The sequence below is a fragment of the Mucilaginibacter rubeus genome, assembly GCF_014643835.1.
Taxonomy (GTDB): Bacteria; Bacteroidota; Bacteroidia; order Sphingobacteriales; family Sphingobacteriaceae; genus Mucilaginibacter; species Mucilaginibacter rubeus.
Window position 1 is genome coordinate 179067 of the sequence record NZ_BMKD01000005.1, and the last position, 17787, is coordinate 196853.

Here is a 17787-nt window from a genome sequence, read left to right on the forward strand (position 1 = left end):
GGGGCGAAAAATTCTTACACGAATTGATTTTCAAATCGGCCACAATTAATCGAATTACACGAATTTAAAATCGACATCAATAAAAAATTCGTGTAATTCGATTAATTCGAAAAAATTTGTGTGAAAATTTCTACCTGTTTCTTCAAGAACCGAAAATTGATCAGGTGTACAAAAATCCCGCTTTAATTGTAATTTAGCTGTGCAGGCAATTGCCAATCACCTATAAACCACGCTACTTCATGAGGCTTTTCTTAAAACGCAGCTTTTTTGCAGTCTTTCTGTTTATTACAGCATCAGCTTATGCGCAAACCATCAGTCCGGCGCTTTTAAAACATCAGTGGAAAGCCTCCTGGATCACCGTTCCGCAGGAATCTTTAAAGGAATACGGGGTTTATTATTTCAGGAAAAACATTGACCTTGCCGCTAAACCTTCATCCTTTATTGTTCATGTATCTGCCGATAACCGGTATAAGCTTTATGTTAACCAAACCTTGGTTTCATTAGGCCCTGCACGCGGAGATACTTATTACTGGAATTATGAAACGGTTGATCTGGCACCATATCTTCAACCGGGCAAAAATATCATCGCTGCTGTGGTTTGGAACGATGGCGATTATCGCCCCGAAGCGCAGATCTCGCTGCAAACAGGTTTCATTATGCAGGGCGATACGCCAAATGAAGAAATAATCAATACCAATAAAACCTGGAAATGTATCCGTGATAAATCATTTAAGCCTATCACCGGTATAGGCTGGCATCCCTATTATGTTGCCGGGCCGGGCGAGCGGATAGATTTAAACCTCTCTATAAAAGATTGGAACACGACCGGGCTTGATGACAGTAGCTGGAAAAATGCTATCCGTATTGACAACGGAAATCCCAAAGGCGTAACCAATGCCTTTGGCTGGATGCTGGTTCCATCGTCAATACCCGCCATGGAAATGACCTTGCAAAGGATCCCGGTTTTACGGAAGGCGGATGGGGTAACTGTTTCATCTACATTCCCGGCAACAAAAACAGCGGGTATTATCCCGGCTAATACGTCGGCTACTTTATTGCTCGATCAAACCTATTTAACTAACGCGTTTTTAACCCTCAATTTCAGCAAGGGCAAAAACGCCGGTATTGGCATTACTTATACCGAATCGCTTTTTAAAAGTTTAAGTGGCCCGGAAGGCCCGGTTAAAGGTAACCGGAATGATGTGGATGGAAAGATCTTTGTTGGCAGGCGCGACAGCATAGTTGCTGACGGCGCCTCCGGCAATTCATTTACTACCTTAACATGGCGCACTTTCAGGTATATCGAAGTAAAAATAACCACCAAAGATGAGCCATTGGTTATTGACGATATCTATGGAACATTCACCGGGTATCCATTTAAAATGAATGCTAAACTGGAAACTTCCAACCCCGAAATGCAGCAGATGCTGGATATTGGCTGGCGCACCGCCCGCCTTTGCGCTGGTGAAACCTATACCGACTGTCCATACTACGAACAGCTGCAATACGTTGGCGATACCCGCATCCAGGCGCTGGTATCTTTTTATAATAGCGGCGATGACCGCCTGGTGCGCAACGCCATCAACCAGATGGATCATTCCCGTCTGGCCGAGGGCATCACACTGAGCCGCCACCCCTCATTCTCGCCCCAAATTATTTCCACCTTTTCGCTCTGGTATATCGGCATGCTGCATGATTACTGGATGTACCGGCCCGATAGTTTATTTATTAAAGACAAGCTGCCCGGCATGCGCGATGTGCTCAATTTTTTCAGCAAGTATCAGCAAGCCGATGGCTCCTTAAAAGATACCCCGTACTGGACATTTGTTGACTGGGTTAATGACAAAGGCTGGGATTTTGGCCAGGCCCCTAAAAGCGCCAAAGGCACTTCGGCTATATTAGATCTGCAGTTGATGTGGGCCTATCGGCAGGCCGCCGAAATAGAAGCAAAAATGGGAATGCCCGCGTTTGCTGAAATGTACAAGGCCAAAGCAGCGCAATTAAAAACCGCTATCCAAAGTAAATACTGGGATGCTGGCAAAAAACTTTATGCCGATACCGAGGACAAGCAATTATTTTCGCAGCATACCAATTCTATAGCAATATTAGCAGGTATGGTATCCAATGCCACAGCGCATAACATCAGCTTAAAATTATTGAATGACAGCACACTCACCAAATGCACTATCTACTTTAAATATTACCTGCACCAGGCCATGGTTAAAGGCGGTTTCGGCGATGATTATTTAAACTGGCTTAACATCTGGCGGGATAATATCAAAATGGGCTTAACCACCTGGGCCGAAATCTCCGACCTTGACCATAACCGCTCCGATTGTCACGCCTGGGGTGCAAGTCCGAATATTGAATTTTACCGTACTGTTTTAGGCGTGGATACGTACGCGCCGGGTTTCAGCAAAATAAAAATTGAGCCGCATTTGGGCCAGATCAGAAATATCAGCGGTGAAGTGCCTCACCCTAACGGAAAAGTTTATGCCAAATATGTGTTCGATAAAGGAAAATGGAGTATCAACATAGCGCTCCCCAAAAACACATCGGGCATTTTTGTGTGGAAAGGAAAAACTTTTACACTTAAAACAGGTAATAACAGTTTAAGCATTTGAAAAAAATAACCGGGGTATTTACATTTTACCTTAATTGCACTGATTTTGCCACGCATAAGTAAAATACTTTTAAATATTGACTCGTTAAATAAAAGCAACGCTAACTTTACCTTTGTTGCTTCAATGGGATAAATTGATTTTATCGCATTATTTAACAATTTGATATTATTAAAATGTGATATTTATGCGCTGGGAACTAAGGGGTTCACCAAATTGCTAACCAGCTAAATAAATTACGCTAAATGAAAAAAACACCATCCCAATTAAGGGTTCTCTCAATCGATATCGGTGGATCACACATTAAAGCCACTATCCTGAATAAAAAAGGGGATTTAAAAATGGAGTACGACAAGATACCTACTCCCGCTCCTGCAAATCCCGAAAACGTTATAAAAGCTATCAACACCCTTGTGAAGGATTTTCCGGCATATGATAAAATATCGGTTGGTTTTCCGGGCTATGTAAAAAATGGGGTTGTTAAAACCGCGCCTAACCTGGGCACCGATTATTGGGCTGATGTTGATTTAAGCAAAAAACTGGAAAAAGCATTAGGCAAACCAACACAGGTTGTAAACGATGCCGATATGCAGGGCCTTGGCGTTGTTGCCGGGAAAGGCCTTGAAATGGTGATAACCCTGGGCACAGGTTTTGGTACTGCTTTGTTAATGGATGGTCATTTATTGCCCCACTTTGAACTGGCGCACCTCCCGATAAAAGAAGGTATTACCTATGATAACTATATAGGCGAGAAGGCTTTGGAGAAAGAAGGCAAAGAGAAATGGAACAAACGAATGAAGAAGGTTTTCAAAATATTGAAAACTGTATTCAATTACGATACTTTATACATTGGCGGCGGCAATTCAGATGAGCTTACTTTTAAGCTTGATAAAAACATGAAAATAGTTACCAATGCCGATGGTATCAAAGGTGGCGCGAGGCTTTGGCTCAGCGAGGACGAAAGTAAAACCAAGCGCAAAATTGCAACACCTACCGAGTAAATTAAAAACTAACACTAACTACAATACCTGATAACAAAATGGAAAACCAACAAGACATAGAAAACTTGGCTATTGATACCGTAAGGGTATTGGCAGCCGATGCTGTGCAAAAAGCAAACTCAGGCCACCCTGGTACAGCTATGGCGCTGGCACCAATGGGCCACGTTTTATGGACAAAGTTTTTAAATTACAACCCTAAAAACCCTGATTGGGCAAACCGCGACAGGTTTATCCTTTCGGCGGGCCACGCTTGTATTTTACAGTACAACTTTTTGTATTTAATGGGCTATGATCTTTCGTTAGATGACATCAAACAATTTCGCCAGCTAAACAGCAAAACGGCCGGTCACCCCGAATATGGATTGGCTCCGGGCATTGAAGTAACTACCGGTCCGCTGGGGCAGGGTTTTGCCAATGCTGTGGGCTTTGCCATCGCGCAAAAACATTTGGCCGCACGTTACAATAAGCCAGGTTTCGAGCTATTCAATTACAATATTTACACCATCTGTAGCGATGGCGACTTGATGGAAGGTGTAACTTCCGAAGCGGCATCATTGGCTGGTCACCTGCAATTGGGTAACCTGATCTATTTATATGATGACAACCACATCTCTATTGAAGGCAGCACTGATATTGCTTTTAATGAAGATGTAAGCGCCCGTTTCCGCGCATACGGCTGGCACGTGCAGGACCTTACTGACGTAAACGATACCCACGCGCTTGAGCTGGCTTTGATCAATGCCAAAGCCGAAACTCAGAAACCGTCATTTATCCGCGTTCGCTCGCTGATTGCCTATGGTAGCCCTAATAAGTCGGGCACTGCAGGTTCACATGGTTCGCCGCTTGGCGCCGATGAAATTAAACTGGTAAAACAATTCTTCGGTTTCGATCCTGAAAAATCATTCAACGTACCCGACGAGGTGCTGGATTACTATCACAAAAAAGGTGCACGCGGCGCTGCAGTTGAAGAAAAATGGAACAAATTATTTGCAGATTATAAAGCAAAATTCCCTGAATTAGCAGCCGAATACGAAGCTGCCGCGAAAGGCGAACTACCTGCGGGCTGGAAAGATAAATTGCCGGTATTTAAAGGTTCAGATCCTAAAATGGCAACCCGCCAGGCTTCAGGCAAAGTATTAAACGCTATTGCGCCGGCATTGCCAAACCTTATTGGCGGTGCGGCCGACCTTGCCCCATCAACAGAAACCAACCTGAAAGAGTACGATTCGTTTACATCAGAAAACCGTGCAGGCCGCAACTTCCACTTCGGAATCCGTGAGCATGCCATGGGTTCGGCTTTAAATGGTATGGCTTTAACCAAAGGCTTATTGCCATTTGGTGCTACGTTCCTGATGTTCTCTGAGTATATGCGCCCGCCAATCCGTTTGGCAGCCATCATGAAAATAAACCCGATTTTTGTTTATACCCATGACAGTATCGGCTTGGGCGAGGATGGTACTACTCACCAGCCTATTGAGCAATTGGCTTCTTTACGTTCGATACCAAACTTAACCGTGATCCGTCCGGCTGATGCCAACGAAAGCGCGCATGCATGGCGTGTTGCCATCGAGAAAAAAGGCGGCCCAACTGTGCTGATCTTCACCCGTCAGGGCTTACCTATCCTTGATCAGGACAAATATGGCAAAGCCGAAAACCTGGAAAAAGGTGCTTACATCCTTTCAGAAGGCAGCAAAGGCCCTGATTTGATCCTGATCGCTACCGGATCTGAAGTCGCTTTAATTATGCAGGCACAGGAAAAACTGGAAGCTGAAGGCATTTCAACCCGCGTGGTAAGTATGCCGTCATGGGAGCTGTTTGAAAAACAGGATGAGGCTTACAAAGAGTCGGTATTCCCTAAAGCAAGCAAAAAACGTTTAGCAGTTGAAATGGCATCACCAATGGGCTGGCACAAATACATCACCGACGAAGGCGATATGCTGGGCATGACCACCTTTGGTGAATCGGCCCCTGCCGAAGACCTTTACAAACATTTCGGCTTTACTGTTGATAACGTTGTTAAAAAAGCAAAAGCTCTTTTATAGAGGCAAGAAATCAAGAGTCAGGAATCAAGATTTTCCTGGCTCTTGATTTAAAAAATATACAAGTAAGAATCAAACGGTAAGAAGATAAGTTTTTCTTCTTGTCTCTTGGTTCTTGACTTCTTGATTCTAATCAAAATGAACTGGAACAGCAACCTGATAAATAACCTGGAGTGGGCCGATAAGATTATCAATATCGAAGGCAAACAAAAGGTAGCTGCCGAAATAGCGGCAAAAGTTAAGGATGGCGATATTATAGGTGTTGGCTCGGGTTCAACATCATACCTGGCTTTGGTGGCCATTGCCCAAAGGGTAAAAGATGAAAAGCTGAATGTAAAGGCTATCCCTACTTCGGTAGAGCTTTCTATGTTTTGCGCCAAATTAGGTTTGCCTGTTACAACACTGTATGAATATAAACCCGATTGGCTTTTTGACGGAGCAGATGAGGTTGACCCCGACAAAAGCCTGATCAAAGGGCGCGGCGGGGCTATGTTTAAAGAGAAGTTGCTCATCAGCTCAAGTGAAGTAAGTTATATTATAGTTGATGAGTCGAAAATGGTTGATAAATTAGGCTCGAAATTTCCGGTACCTATCGAGGTTTTCCCGCAGGCATTGCCTTATGTGGAAAAGGAGCTGAAAAGTTTAGGGGCCATCGAAATAGCTATCCGTCCGGCAAAAGGTAAAGACGGCCCAATAATTTCAGAAAATGGCAACCTTGTATTGGATTGCAAATTCGATGAAATTGGTAAAAGTTTTGAAAGGGATATTAAATCGATAACAGGTGTAATTGAAAGCGGGCTTTTTATCGGCTTTGATGTAAATATTATCATGGCCTCGAACAGTTAGATTTAGCCTTAAGTCGACATCTTTAGTCCGAAATCTTAAAGAAAATGAGACTTTTGATTTGCTAATTCTAATTTAAGACTAAAAACCGGCATTTACTGGTAAAAACTGCAGACTTACCCCGGAAATGTTAACAAAGTATGATATAAATCTTACAATTACTGACATTCTTATTAAGAACTTTACATAATAGACCGATTTGGTAGCAATTTTTACTACCTTCATCGCGCTTTTAACAAAATAATTAACAAACACAAAAACAAACCCTATTATGGCAACTAATAACGTAGCGCAGATACATGGTTTTGGTCAGAGTATCTGGCTTGATTTTATTGACCGTGAGATCATTTCATCAGGAAAACTTAAACAATTAATTGACGTTGACGGCGTACGCGGCGTTACTTCAAACCCTGCAATTTTTGAAAAGGCTATCAGCAGCAGTTCTGATTACGATGCTGATATCGCTGCTCTTAAATCTGAAGGCGACAACGAAAAGCTATTTTTTGAAATAGCTGTTAAAGATATCCAGGCTGCTGCCGACCTGTTTAAAGGTATTTACGAAGAATCAAACAAAGTTGATGGTTACGTAAGCCTTGAAGTTTCTCCGTTCCTGGCTTTAGATACCGAAGGTACTGCTAAACAAGCAGAAGAACTTTGGAAAAAAGTTAACCGCGAAAACGTAATGATCAAAATCCCTGGTACTAAACCAGGTTTGGCTGCTATTCAGCAATCAATTGCAAAAGGTATCAACATCAATGTTACACTGCTGTTTGGTTTAGAGCGTTACGAAGAAGTAACTGAAGCTTACATTGCAGGCCTGGAAGAACATTTAGCTGCAGGTCATAAAATTGCCCACATCGCGTCAGTAGCCAGTTTCTTCCTGAGCCGTATTGATGTTATTGTAGACCCGATCATTGAAGCAAAAGGCGAAAAAGAGCTGTATGGTGAGGTCGCAATCGCATCAGCTAAAAAAGCATACGAAATTTATAAAAGGGTATTCAGCAGCGAAAGGTGGAAAAAACTTGCCGAGCAAGGCGCACAACCACAGCGTTTATTATGGGCAAGTACAGGCAGTAAAAACCCTGCTTTTAAAGATACCAAATATGTTGAGGCATTAATTGGCCCGGACACAGTTGATACCGTTCCTTTGGAAACTGTTGACGCTTTCCGTGATCATGGTGTTGCTGCAAACACGTTAGAAACCGGTTTAGATAAAGCTACCGAGATCTTAGCCAAACTACCTTCTTTAGGTATCGACCTTGCTGCTGTAACCCAGCAACTGGAAGACGAAGGTATCGAGAAATTCAACAAACCATTTGAAAAGTTGTTGAACGCTATCGAAACACAGAAAAATAAGTAATCAAGTTCGAAGTCTTAAGCCGAAAGTCCAAGTTCGAAGTCGGGATTATCTCTTTGACTTTGAACTTAGGACTTTAGACTAACGACTTTAATACAAAATACATCTATGGAAGTTGCTGATCTGAAGATCCTTTTTTTTGACGTGGGCGGCATTTTGCTGTCGAACGGATGGGGGCATGAGGCGCGCGAAGAAGCGGCCAAACGTTTTAACCTTGATTACGACGAAGTTAACGCGCTGCATAATTTCATTTTTAACGTATATGAAATTGGTAGCATCACGCTCGACGAATACCTTGATACGGTGATATTTAACCACCCGAGGGATTTTGTACGCGAAGATTTTAAGGATTTTATCTATTCTACATCTGTTGAATTGCCCATGCTGCAATTCCTGAAAGATTGGAAAAAAGATTGCGGCTTCCGCATTATATCAGTGAACAACGAGGGCAAGGAACTGAACGATTATAGGGTACGTAAGTTTAAGCTGCATGAATGTTTTGATGCCTTTGTATCATCATGCGAAGTGAAAATGCGTAAACCTGATCCGGGTATCTGGCAGTTAGCTATGGGTATAGCCCAGGTATCGCCTCAGCAATGCGTTTATTTCGACGACAGGAAAATGTTTGTCGATACCGCGCAAAAATTAGGTATCCGTTCTTTTCAGCACACCAGCCTCGAAAACACTAAGAAAATTTTAGAAACTCTTAAAAAAGAAAACCTCAAAACAACATGAGCGCAACAGAAAATAAATACGCCTTTGGTATGATAGGCCTGGGTGTTATGGGTCGCAGCCTGCTGCTGAACATGGCCGATCATGGCTTCGCGGTGGCCGGGCACGATAAAGATACCGGTAAAGTAGATTCATTGAACCAGGAAGCTGGTGACAGGGCCGCAAAGGGCTTTGCCGATGTTAAAGAATTTATACAGAGCCTTACCACACCAAGGGCTATCATGATGCTAGTGCCTGCCGGTAAAATTGTTGACGCTGTAATTGAGGAATTAACCCCCTTATTAGAAAAAGGCGATATCCTGATTGATGGCGGTAATTCGCACTTTACTGATACAAACCGTCGTGTTGAGGAACTGGAGGCTAAAGGCCTGCATTTCTTCGGTATGGGCGTATCGGGCGGTGAAGAGGGTGCCCGTCGTGGCCCAAGCATGATGCCGGGTGGCGATAAGGATGCTTATGCTGTCATGAAACCTATTTTTGAAGCAATTGCTGCTAAAGTTAACGGCGAACCTTGTGTTACTTACATTGGCCCTGGCGCATCAGGTCACTTTGTTAAAATGGTGCACAACGGTATCGAGTACGGTATCATGCAGGTAATTGCCGAAACTTATGAGATCCTGAAAAAAGGCTTAAAGTTAGGTAACGACGAAATTGGCGATTTATTCACCAAATGGAACGAAGGCCGTTTACAGTCATTCCTGTTAGATATCACCAAAGATATTTTCAAATACAAAGCACCTGGAACCGATCATTTATTGTTAGATGATATTAAAGACGAAGCGAAAGCTAAAGGTACAGGTAAATGGACGTCGCAGGTGGCTATGGATTTGGTAACCCCAATCCCAACCATCGATACATCTGTATCAATGCGCGACCTGTCTAAATACAAATCACTGCGTGAAAAAGCTTCAACACTTTATAATGATCCTATCGAGCTTAAAGGCGATAAAGAAGAGTTATTGGTTGCTTTAGAGCAGGCTTTCTACTTCACCAGCATCGTTACTTACGCACAAGGTATGCACCTGCTTACCAAAGCATCTGAAGAGTATAAATATGACCTTCATTTGGGCGAAATTGCCAAGATCTGGAGAGGCGGCTGTATCATCCGTTCAGAATTTTTGAATGACATATACAATGCTTACAATAAAGATCAGGCACTGCCTCACCTGTTGCTTGACAGTGATATACAGGCATTGGTTGCCGGTACTTTACCAGGCATCAGGAAAGTATTATCGGCTACTATTGCTGCTGGTGTTGCTGCTCCCGGTTATGCTTCAGCACTGAGCTATTTTGATGCTTTCCGCAGCGAAAGAATGCCTTCAAACCTTACCCAGGCCCAGCGTGATTATTTTGGCGCGCACACTTATGAGCTGATTGGTAAAGAAGGCACCTTCCATACACAATGGGCTCCGGCAAACGACTAATTGACGCTATTAATTAAAACAAAACAATGAGCACAACAGCTAAATCAGACCCTACCATATTTATCATTTTTGGTGGAACGGGAGATTTGAACTCCCGGAAAATTGCGCCGGCCCTATATAATCTATTTTTAGATGGATGGATGCCCAAACAATTTTCCATTATTGGTACCGGTCGTACCAAGCTAACCGACGAGCAGTTCAGAGAAAACCTATATAAAGATATCAACCAGTTTTCGCGCAGCGGTAAAACGGACGATAAACAATGGGCCGAATTTGTAAAAAACGTTTATTACCAGGTATCTGACGCTACTGATTTTGAAACATACAAAGAATTTGGCAAACGCATTGAGAAACACAACGCCGAGTGGAAAACTAAGGCAAACGTGTTGTTTTACCTTGCGGTAGCGCCTAATTTCTTCCCGATCATTGCCTCAAACATATCAAAAGCTAAATTGGCCGATGATAAAAAACGTGTAAGGATCATCATTGAGAAACCATTTGGACACGACCTGGAAACTGCAAAAGATCTGAACCAGTTATTGAAAAGCATTTTTGATGAATGCCAGATCTATCGTATCGATCATTACCTGGGTAAAGAAACTGTTCAAAATATCATGGCTTTCCGTTTTGCCAACTCCATTATGGAGCCGTTATGGAACCGTAACCATATTGAGCACGTACAAATTTCAGTTACCGAGCAATTGGGCGTTGAAGAACGCGGCGACTATTATGATGGCTCAGGTGCGATGAGGGATATGATCCAAAACCACCTGCTGCAATTGCTTTGCCACGTGGCTATGGAACCTCCTATCAGTTTTAGCGCCGACGAAGTACGCGACCGCAAAGTTGACGTATTGAAAGCAATGCGCAAGTTTACCGCTGAAGACGTACGTAACTCAACAGTTAGGGGCCAATACGGCAGCGGATGGATGAAAGGTAAAGAAGTACCGGGATACCGCGAAGAACCAAAAGTTAATCCGGAATCAAATACCGAAACTTTTGCAGCAATTAAGTTCTTCATCGACAACTGGCGCTGGCAAGGTGTACCATTCTACTTGCGTACAGGTAAAAGAATGCACCAGTCATCTTCAGTTATCACTATCCAGTTTAAAGATGTCCCTCACCAGATTTTCCCGGCCGAAGCTACTGAAAGCTGGCAGCAAAACAGGTTGATCATCAGCATTCAGCCAGAGATGAGCATCCGTTTGCAGGTTCAGGCTAAACGCCCGGGTATCGATATGGTATTAAACGCCGTTGATATGGTGTTTGACTATAAAGGTACTTATACCAACCAGGCGCCTGAAGCTTATGAAACACTGATCCTGGATACCATGATGGGCGATCAAACCCTGTTTATGCGTGGTGACCAGGTTGAGGCAGCATGGGAACTGGTAATGCCGATACTAAACACATGGCAAAATAAAAAGAGCCTTAACTTCCCTAATTATTCGGCCGATTCATGGGGCCCTGAAGCTGCAGAAGCTTTAATTGCCCGTGATGGTTATAATTGGTTTACTTTACCTGTAAACGGTAAAAAATAAAAAGCTGATGAAACTGAATATCTATAACACGGAAGGTGAAGTTTTAACCGGGCTGGCAGATCACTTTGTTACCCTGGCTACCGAAGCTATTAACAAAAACGGGAAGTTCAGTGTGGCGCTTTCGGGCGGCAGCTCACCTAAAAAGCTATACGAACTATTAGCTTCAACAACATACGCCGACCAGGTGAACTGGGAAAAAGTTTTCTTCTTTTTTGGCGATGAGCGCAACGTACCTCATGACCATAAGGATAGCAATTACCTGATGGCAAAAAAGGCCTTGTTTGAGCCATTGATGATCAGTCCGGCGCAGATTTTCCCGGTTGAGACATCGTTTGGCCCTGCCGAAGCCGCTGCCAAATACTGGGAAGTGATCTCAGCGTTTTTTGATGATGGCGAAGCAAGCTTTGATCTCGTGCTGTTAGGCTTAGGCGATAACTCGCACACCGCATCATTATTCCCTTATACACCGGTGCTGCATGACCGTGTACCCGGCGTAAAGGAAGTATGGCTTGAAGACCAGCAGGTATGGCGCATTACCCTCAACGCACCGCTTATTAATGATGCTGCTCAAATAGCATTCTTAGTTTACGGCGCAGGCAAGGCCGAAGCTGTAAAACACATCCTGGAAGATGATGAGGACATTGAGCTTTATCCGGCGCAGCTTATTGATTCCATATCCGGCGAAGTAGAATGGTTCCTCGACGAACCGGCTGCTGCCGAATTGGAGAATAAAGAATAATATCCGCTATTATTTTAGCAACTAAAGGGCTTGGGCATTTGCTTAAGCCCTTTTTGTTTTGGCGGTTCTATAATGATTACCGGATGCACATTGTACATTAAATTCACAGGATTTTTTTTCGATATTTAATCGTTTCGCCCAATTTCACGCAGAATTCATCATTTTTCGGGTCAAAAACACATGTTAAGCCAATGTTAATTTTGACAGAAAAACAGCAATTACGACGGCATTTTACACTGCCCTGACTAAAATACCAATAGGGTCAAAAAATAAATTACTATTAATCAATCGATTAAATATTCATGACTTTTGGATGAAAAATCGCATCTGATTTGTGTTGTTAATTTGCTGTGTGTTTAAAACAACATATATCAAAAACACAACAATAGTTATGAAAAATTTATTCAAAGTTTCAGCATTAGCCCTTGCATTTGCAGGCTTAGCATTTGGTGCAAAAGCACAAACATCTACACCTACCACCACTACTACAACATCAACTACAACTAAAAGCGGCATCCGTTACAGCATCGGTGTTGACGCAGGCATTCCTCTTGGCGATTTCAAAGATAACTACAAGTGGAATTTAGGCGGTTCGGTACAAGCTGATATCCCGGTGGTTTCAAACCAGTTATTTGTTACTGTTAACGCAGGTTACAACAATATCTTTGGTAAAAATGATGTGGTTGTAGGTAATACAACTGTTAGCCCTACCGATTTTCATTTGATCCCGGTTAAAGCAGGTTTGAAATACTTCCCGATCAGCAACTTCTACGTACAAGGTGAAGCCGGTGCTGCATTCCTGTTAAACAAATCTGACGTTGGTGCCAATAAATCAACTGCATTTGTTTACGCTCCGCAAATTGGTGTTCAGTTCCCGGTAAGTGCAAGCAGCTTTATTGATGCTGGTATCCGCTACGAAGCAACTACCAAATATGCTACCGGCGTTGACGCAAGCAAGGTTAACTTTATAGGTTTACGTGTAGCGTACGGCTTTTAATATATGGCCCTACACATACCTTGATATCAAAAGGGGAGTTCATTCGGGCTCCCCTTTTTTATTATGTTTTTTTAGTTGATATGAACCTTTATAATTAAATAAATCGTATAAATTAGCACATTGTTTGTATTTTGACACGTAATATTACATTTACCGCACAATAATTGCTGAATATGAAAAGGATCCTCATCATTGATGATGAAGTTAATGTGGCGTTATTGCTATCGAAGTTTTTGACGCGGAATGGGTTTGACGTTAGTACGGCATCAAGCGGTACCGGGGGGATGGAAGCGTTGAAAAATGGTGAATATCAACTTGTACTATGTGATTTCAGGCTCGAAGATACCGACGGCCGCGAAATGCTCCGCAATATTAAAATTCAATATCCTAAAACAGGGGTTATCATCATCACCGGCTATTCAGATATTAAAATGGCGGTTGAGCTTATTAAAATGGGGGCCTATGATTATATCACCAAGCCGCTGTATCCCGATGAAATATTAAATACTATTAATAAGGCCCTTGAAACACACCATGCCCTGGTTGAAATTGACGAGGAGCCCCAGGCGACTATTTTACCTGAGAAAACTAAAGTTAACACTGTAAAAAAAACCGTTTTTGCAGCCGAATTTGTAACCGGCACCAGCCGCGCGTCAAAAGAGCTTGCCCGGCAGATAGAACTGGTGGCGCCAACAAACTACAGTGTTATTATTTTAGGCGAAAGTGGTACCGGAAAAGAATCCGTAGCGAAAAGCATTCACCTCAACAGTCCGCGGCATAACCAGCCTTTTATAGCCATGGATTGCGGCTCTTTAACCAAGGAGCTCGCGGCAAGTGAATTTTTTGGTCACGAAAAGGGTTCATTTACCGGCGCTTTATATACTAAAATAGGCCACTTTGAAATGGCTAACGGAGGCACTTTATTTTTAGATGAAGTGGGCAACCTTTCGTACGAGATCCAGGCAGCTTTACTTCGTACCGTACAGGAACGTAAAGTCAAAAGAATAGGCAGTACCAAAGAGATAGATCTTGATGTACGCATTATCATAGCCACCAACGAGAACCTGCAGGAAGGGATTCAGAAGGGCCGTTTCCGCGAAGATCTTTATCATCGCTTTAACGAGTTTAGCATTTACATGCCGCCATTACGTGAGCGCGGCCATGATATTATCTTACTGGCCGAACATTTTTTAAAAATAGCCAACCAGGAGCTCGGGCGCAACGTTGAATCGTTTTCGCAGGAGGTTGTGGATTGCTTTATGAATTACCGCTGGCAGGGCAATATCCGCGAGCTTAAAAACGTGATCCGCCGTGCAGCACTTTTGGCCGAGGGCAATGAGATCACGCTTAAAGCATTGCCGCTTGAAATGTCGACCTATAAATTATCATACGAAACGGCTAATCATTATACGCAGCATCATCATACCACAGCACATGCGGTAGAAGCGCCCGAGGCTAAAGAACCCCGTCATGACCTTAAAAATGCCGCGCTCGAGGCCGAATATGAAACAATTATAAGGGTATTAAGGGAAGTTAATTTCAACAAAACCAAAGCTGCCGAGATCCTGAATATCGACCGCAAAACCCTCTATAATAAAATGAAGGCCATTAACCTTAAGTAAAATGGGTGCTCATGAAGAAAAGGACGATGCTGAGGCCATGCGCAAATTAAGGCACGATATAAAAAATCAATTATCAAACATTCACCTGGCGCTTGAGCAATTACGGTATGAAATACCCAATCCAACATCAGACTGTTTGTTTTACATGGATACCATAGAAATAAGTTCAATCCGGATCAATACCCTGCTTAACGATACCAATTAAAGGCGTTGCAATTAATGCTTGAAACGCTAAAACTTTTTGGCGTTTTTTTGTTTAAGCAAGTATCAATCAACAGCCTACATGTCAGTCTTCAATTATAAGCAGCGCAACAATATTATCCTGGCGAGTATCATTATACTTGGCTGTTTCTTATTATATGCGCTCAGCAGCTTGTTTAGCTCAATTCTTGGCGCAGTAGTGCTGTTCACCATTTTTCGTCCCCTTTACATTAATCTTGCCGAAAACAAAGGGTGGAACCGCTCGCTGGTGGCCCTGCTTATTATTTTTATATCGCTTATTGTTATCGTGATCCCTTTCTTAACACTAAGCATAATGGTTGTGGGCAAAATTTCAAGCATCAACCTTAAAGATCTCCCGATTGACCAATGGATCTCAAAAATTGACGCATTTGCCGGCGCAAACCTTAATCAACCTCATTTTGCCGAAGAGACATTACAAAAATTAGGCACTTTTGCCACCGGTCTTTTCCCGTCTATACTGGGCAGCGCGGCCAACACCATATTGACCCTGCTGGTATTGTATATTATACTGTATTTCATGTTTACCCAAATACGTGAATTTGAGGCCGGGTTGTTGAAATATGCGCCATTCAGGGAGCAGCACGCATTGAAATTTGCCAATGCCCTGCGCGATTCTACCTATTCAAACGTTTTAGGCCAAGGAATTATAGCACTTACACAGGGAATACTACTCGCCAACGGATTTTGGATATTTGGCATTCCCGACCCGATTTTTTGGGGGGTTATCGCTATCTTTATTTCGTTTTTACCCGTTGTAGGAGCACCAACGCTATGTATCCCGGCAAGCATTGTATTGTTTGCACAGGGGCACAACTGGCAGGGAGTAGCATTACTGGCTTACGGTTTATTGTTCATTGGCAATATTGATAATTTTTTGCGCATGATCATTAATAAACGCGTTGCCAACACACACCCTATTATTTCGATAATAGGCGTTTTTATAGGCCTGCCCCTTTTCGGGATCCTGGGCCTGGTGTTTGGCCCGGTACTGCTATCCTATTTCCTGCTGCTGATGGAAATTTATGAAACAAACCGCATGGCGGCCGACAGGCTTGAACGGATTAACAGCATATAAAATATATCGTACAGCCCTGAATAGTTTTGTGAACACAGGGTAAAATTTATTTGACTGATAAAAGTTAATTTATACTTAAATAAAAATAATTGTGCCAAATGCACATATTTGGCAGGATATTTACACGTAACTAATAAAATGTTCAACTTTTAATTATATTACAATGAATGATAACTCAAAAGTAGTTGTTGCATTGCTTGCCGGTTTAGCAGCAGGGGCAGCGTTAGGTATTTTGTTTGCACCTGATAAAGGCAATGAAACCCGCGACAAGCTTACCGAATCATTAAAAAACCTTGGAGAGTCGATAAAAGATACTGCCGCTGCCGAAATTGACAATCTGGTTGGCTTAAAAGACAAAGTTGTTGAAAACATCAAGTCGAAAATTAAAGGTGCCGAAGAAGAATACCAGGACGACCTGGAGCACGCATAAGCATGTATAACACCAATCCCGGATGCGGATAAAACATCCGGGATATATAACCTTACTCATGGAAGATAAAAAAGAGACTCAACCACCAGTACCCCCAATAGTTGATCAGTTAAAGGAATATGCCGAAACCCGGTTTAAGCTTTTAAAATACGAAGCTATTGAAGGTGGTACCTCCATATTAGCAAGCATCATTGCCGATCTGGTGACTGTAATAAGCATGGTACTGGCTTTTCTTTTTGCAAGTGTTACTTTAGGCTTTTTTCTTGCCGATATTTTACACTCTTACTGGATGGGTTTTGGATGTATTGCCGTGCTTTACTTTTTGATAGCCATGTTTATCAAGATATTTAAACGACACCTTGAAAGGCCGCTTATCAACATCTTTATTCAAAAAATATTTAAAAGATAAACCATGGATCTTCATATCACCAACATCAGCGATCTGCAAGCCGAAATATTCAGGTTAAAAACGCTTGAAAAACAGCAATCGGTGGCTTTGAAGGCGCGCGTTAACAGTCCTTCTGCTTTATTTTCAACTGTGCTTACGCTGTTCCCGCGTTCAAATGATACTGATGGTGTAAAAAATACCAGTTTTTTTCATCCCGATATTCTCAACCTCATCTCCAGGTTCGTGATTCCGCTTACCTTGAATAAAACGCTTTTTAAACACTCCAACTTTTTGGTAAAAACACTGGTTGGCCTGGTATCACAAAAAGCTTCAAATTATGTTAATGAGGATACCGTGAGCAGCATTTGGGACAAAGCAAAAGCGCTTTTCGCCAAGTTCACTAAAAAGAAAGAAGATGCTGAATATAAGCCCGCGCCCTATGTTAAGCCGGTGGGCGGGGCAGTAGTATAATAATTTTTACACGAATTTTTCGAATTGAGACGAATTTCACGAATTAGAATTAAATTCATTTTTTTAACTCGTGCAATTCGATTTAATTGTTCAGCGATAAACAAATCAATTCGTGTTAATAATTTCTACATGAATTTTTCCAATTATTCGAATTTCTCAAACCTGCTATACAGATCCATTAAACCAATTCGTGTAATCCGATTTAATTGCTCTACAGCACGCAAATCATTCGTGTTAAAATAATTTCAATATTTTTGCGCTTTA

Annotated in this window: 16 protein-coding genes; all 16 read left to right on the forward strand. The window is 42.4% G+C overall.

Going from position 1 to position 17787, the window contains the following annotated elements; all coding sequences use genetic code 11:
• The first annotated feature begins 239 nt into the window (after positions 1 to 239).
• The 16 genes from IEX80_RS17665 (at position 240) to IEX80_RS17740 (ending at position 17523) form a co-directional block, all read left to right on the forward strand.
• Positions 240 to 2624 carry an alpha-L-rhamnosidase-related protein gene (locus tag IEX80_RS17665; RefSeq protein WP_188833638.1) on the forward strand — a complete coding sequence of 795 codons (2385 nt, stop codon included), beginning with the start codon at positions 240 to 242 and terminating at the stop codon, positions 2622 to 2624.
• A gap of 242 nt (positions 2625 to 2866) precedes the next feature.
• Positions 2867 to 3622, forward strand: coding sequence for an ROK family protein (locus IEX80_RS17670; protein WP_090532325.1), 756 nt, complete (start codon positions 2867 to 2869; stop codon positions 3620 to 3622).
• 38 nt (positions 3623 to 3660) lie between these two features.
• Complete coding sequence (tkt, locus tag IEX80_RS17675) at positions 3661 to 5664, forward strand: transketolase (protein ID WP_188833639.1); 2004 nt, start codon at positions 3661 to 3663, stop codon at positions 5662 to 5664.
• Between the two features lie 135 nt (positions 5665 to 5799).
• Positions 5800 to 6507 (forward strand): ribose 5-phosphate isomerase A, encoded by a 708-nt coding sequence (rpiA, locus tag IEX80_RS17680; protein WP_176625903.1) that lies wholly within the window; start codon positions 5800 to 5802, stop codon positions 6505 to 6507.
• 268 nt (positions 6508 to 6775) lie between these two features.
• Positions 6776 to 7864 carry a transaldolase gene (gene tal, locus IEX80_RS17685; protein ID WP_188833640.1) on the forward strand — a complete coding sequence of 363 codons (1089 nt, stop codon included), beginning with the start codon at positions 6776 to 6778 and terminating at the stop codon, positions 7862 to 7864.
• Between the two features lie 105 nt (positions 7865 to 7969).
• Positions 7970 to 8596 (forward strand): HAD family hydrolase, encoded by a 627-nt coding sequence (locus tag IEX80_RS17690; protein ID WP_129568969.1) that lies wholly within the window; start codon positions 7970 to 7972, stop codon positions 8594 to 8596.
• A complete protein-coding gene (gene gnd, locus IEX80_RS17695) occupies positions 8593 to 10017 on the forward strand; it encodes an NADP-dependent phosphogluconate dehydrogenase (protein ID WP_188833641.1) in 1425 nt (474 codons plus the stop codon). Before IEX80_RS17690 ends, gnd begins: the two co-directional genes overlap by 4 nt.
• Positions 10018 to 10043: 26 nt before the next feature.
• On the forward strand, positions 10044 to 11558 hold the full coding sequence (gene zwf, locus IEX80_RS17700) for a glucose-6-phosphate dehydrogenase (RefSeq protein WP_090532336.1): 1515 nt from the start codon (positions 10044 to 10046) through the stop codon (positions 11556 to 11558).
• A 7-nt stretch (positions 11559 to 11565) separates the two neighbouring features.
• The gene (gene pgl / locus IEX80_RS17705; RefSeq protein ID WP_090532338.1) at positions 11566 to 12297 is read left to right on the forward strand and encodes a 6-phosphogluconolactonase; all 732 of its coding nucleotides are present in this window, start codon (positions 11566 to 11568) and stop codon (positions 12295 to 12297) included.
• A 391-nt stretch (positions 12298 to 12688) separates the two neighbouring features.
• A complete protein-coding gene (locus tag IEX80_RS17710; protein WP_188833642.1) occupies positions 12689 to 13294 on the forward strand; it encodes an outer membrane beta-barrel protein in 606 nt (201 codons plus the stop codon).
• A gap of 173 nt (positions 13295 to 13467) precedes the next feature.
• Positions 13468 to 14916 carry a sigma-54-dependent transcriptional regulator gene (locus IEX80_RS17715; protein WP_188833643.1) on the forward strand — a complete coding sequence of 483 codons (1449 nt, stop codon included), beginning with the start codon at positions 13468 to 13470 and terminating at the stop codon, positions 14914 to 14916.
• 1 nt (position 14917) lies between these two features.
• On the forward strand, positions 14918 to 15121 hold the full coding sequence (locus tag IEX80_RS17720) for a hypothetical protein (protein WP_090532342.1): 204 nt from the start codon (positions 14918 to 14920) through the stop codon (positions 15119 to 15121).
• 78 nt (positions 15122 to 15199) lie between these two features.
• The gene (locus IEX80_RS17725) at positions 15200 to 16234 is read left to right on the forward strand and encodes an AI-2E family transporter (protein ID WP_090532343.1); all 1035 of its coding nucleotides are present in this window, start codon (positions 15200 to 15202) and stop codon (positions 16232 to 16234) included.
• Positions 16235 to 16397: 163 nt separating this feature from the next.
• Positions 16398 to 16664, forward strand: a complete 267-nt coding sequence (locus IEX80_RS17730) for a YtxH domain-containing protein (protein ID WP_090532345.1) — start codon at positions 16398 to 16400, stop codon at positions 16662 to 16664.
• A gap of 58 nt (positions 16665 to 16722) precedes the next feature.
• Positions 16723 to 17073, forward strand: a complete 351-nt coding sequence (locus IEX80_RS17735; protein WP_167516304.1) for a phage holin family protein — start codon at positions 16723 to 16725, stop codon at positions 17071 to 17073.
• Positions 17074 to 17076: 3 nt separating this feature from the next.
• The gene (locus tag IEX80_RS17740) at positions 17077 to 17523 is read left to right on the forward strand and encodes a hypothetical protein (protein WP_090532349.1); all 447 of its coding nucleotides are present in this window, start codon (positions 17077 to 17079) and stop codon (positions 17521 to 17523) included.
• Positions 17524 to 17787 lie beyond the last annotated feature (264 nt).

Coding starts and splice junctions, on each gene's coding strand:
- IEX80_RS17725 (WP_090532343.1), top strand. CDS start 15,200: ATGTCAGTCTTCAATTATAAGCAGCGCAACAATATTATCCTGGCGAGT.
- IEX80_RS17735 (WP_167516304.1), top strand. CDS start 16,723: ATGGAAGATAAAAAAGAGACTCAACCACCAGTACCCCCAATAGTTGAT.
- pgl (WP_090532338.1), top strand. CDS start 11,566: ATGAAACTGAATATCTATAACACGGAAGGTGAAGTTTTAACCGGGCTG.
- gnd (WP_188833641.1), top strand. CDS start 8,593: ATGAGCGCAACAGAAAATAAATACGCCTTTGGTATGATAGGCCTGGGT.
- IEX80_RS17665 (WP_188833638.1), top strand. CDS start 240: ATGAGGCTTTTCTTAAAACGCAGCTTTTTTGCAGTCTTTCTGTTTATT.
- IEX80_RS17670 (WP_090532325.1), top strand. CDS start 2,867: ATGAAAAAAACACCATCCCAATTAAGGGTTCTCTCAATCGATATCGGT.
- IEX80_RS17740 (WP_090532349.1), top strand. CDS start 17,077: ATGGATCTTCATATCACCAACATCAGCGATCTGCAAGCCGAAATATTC.
- IEX80_RS17720 (WP_090532342.1), top strand. CDS start 14,918: ATGGGTGCTCATGAAGAAAAGGACGATGCTGAGGCCATGCGCAAATTA.
- rpiA (WP_176625903.1), top strand. CDS start 5,800: ATGAACTGGAACAGCAACCTGATAAATAACCTGGAGTGGGCCGATAAG.
- IEX80_RS17710 (WP_188833642.1), top strand. CDS start 12,689: ATGAAAAATTTATTCAAAGTTTCAGCATTAGCCCTTGCATTTGCAGGC.
- tkt (WP_188833639.1), top strand. CDS start 3,661: ATGGAAAACCAACAAGACATAGAAAACTTGGCTATTGATACCGTAAGG.
- tal (WP_188833640.1), top strand. CDS start 6,776: ATGGCAACTAATAACGTAGCGCAGATACATGGTTTTGGTCAGAGTATC.
- IEX80_RS17715 (WP_188833643.1), top strand. CDS start 13,468: ATGAAAAGGATCCTCATCATTGATGATGAAGTTAATGTGGCGTTATTG.
- IEX80_RS17690 (WP_129568969.1), top strand. CDS start 7,970: ATGGAAGTTGCTGATCTGAAGATCCTTTTTTTTGACGTGGGCGGCATT.
- zwf (WP_090532336.1), top strand. CDS start 10,044: ATGAGCACAACAGCTAAATCAGACCCTACCATATTTATCATTTTTGGT.
- IEX80_RS17730 (WP_090532345.1), top strand. CDS start 16,398: ATGAATGATAACTCAAAAGTAGTTGTTGCATTGCTTGCCGGTTTAGCA.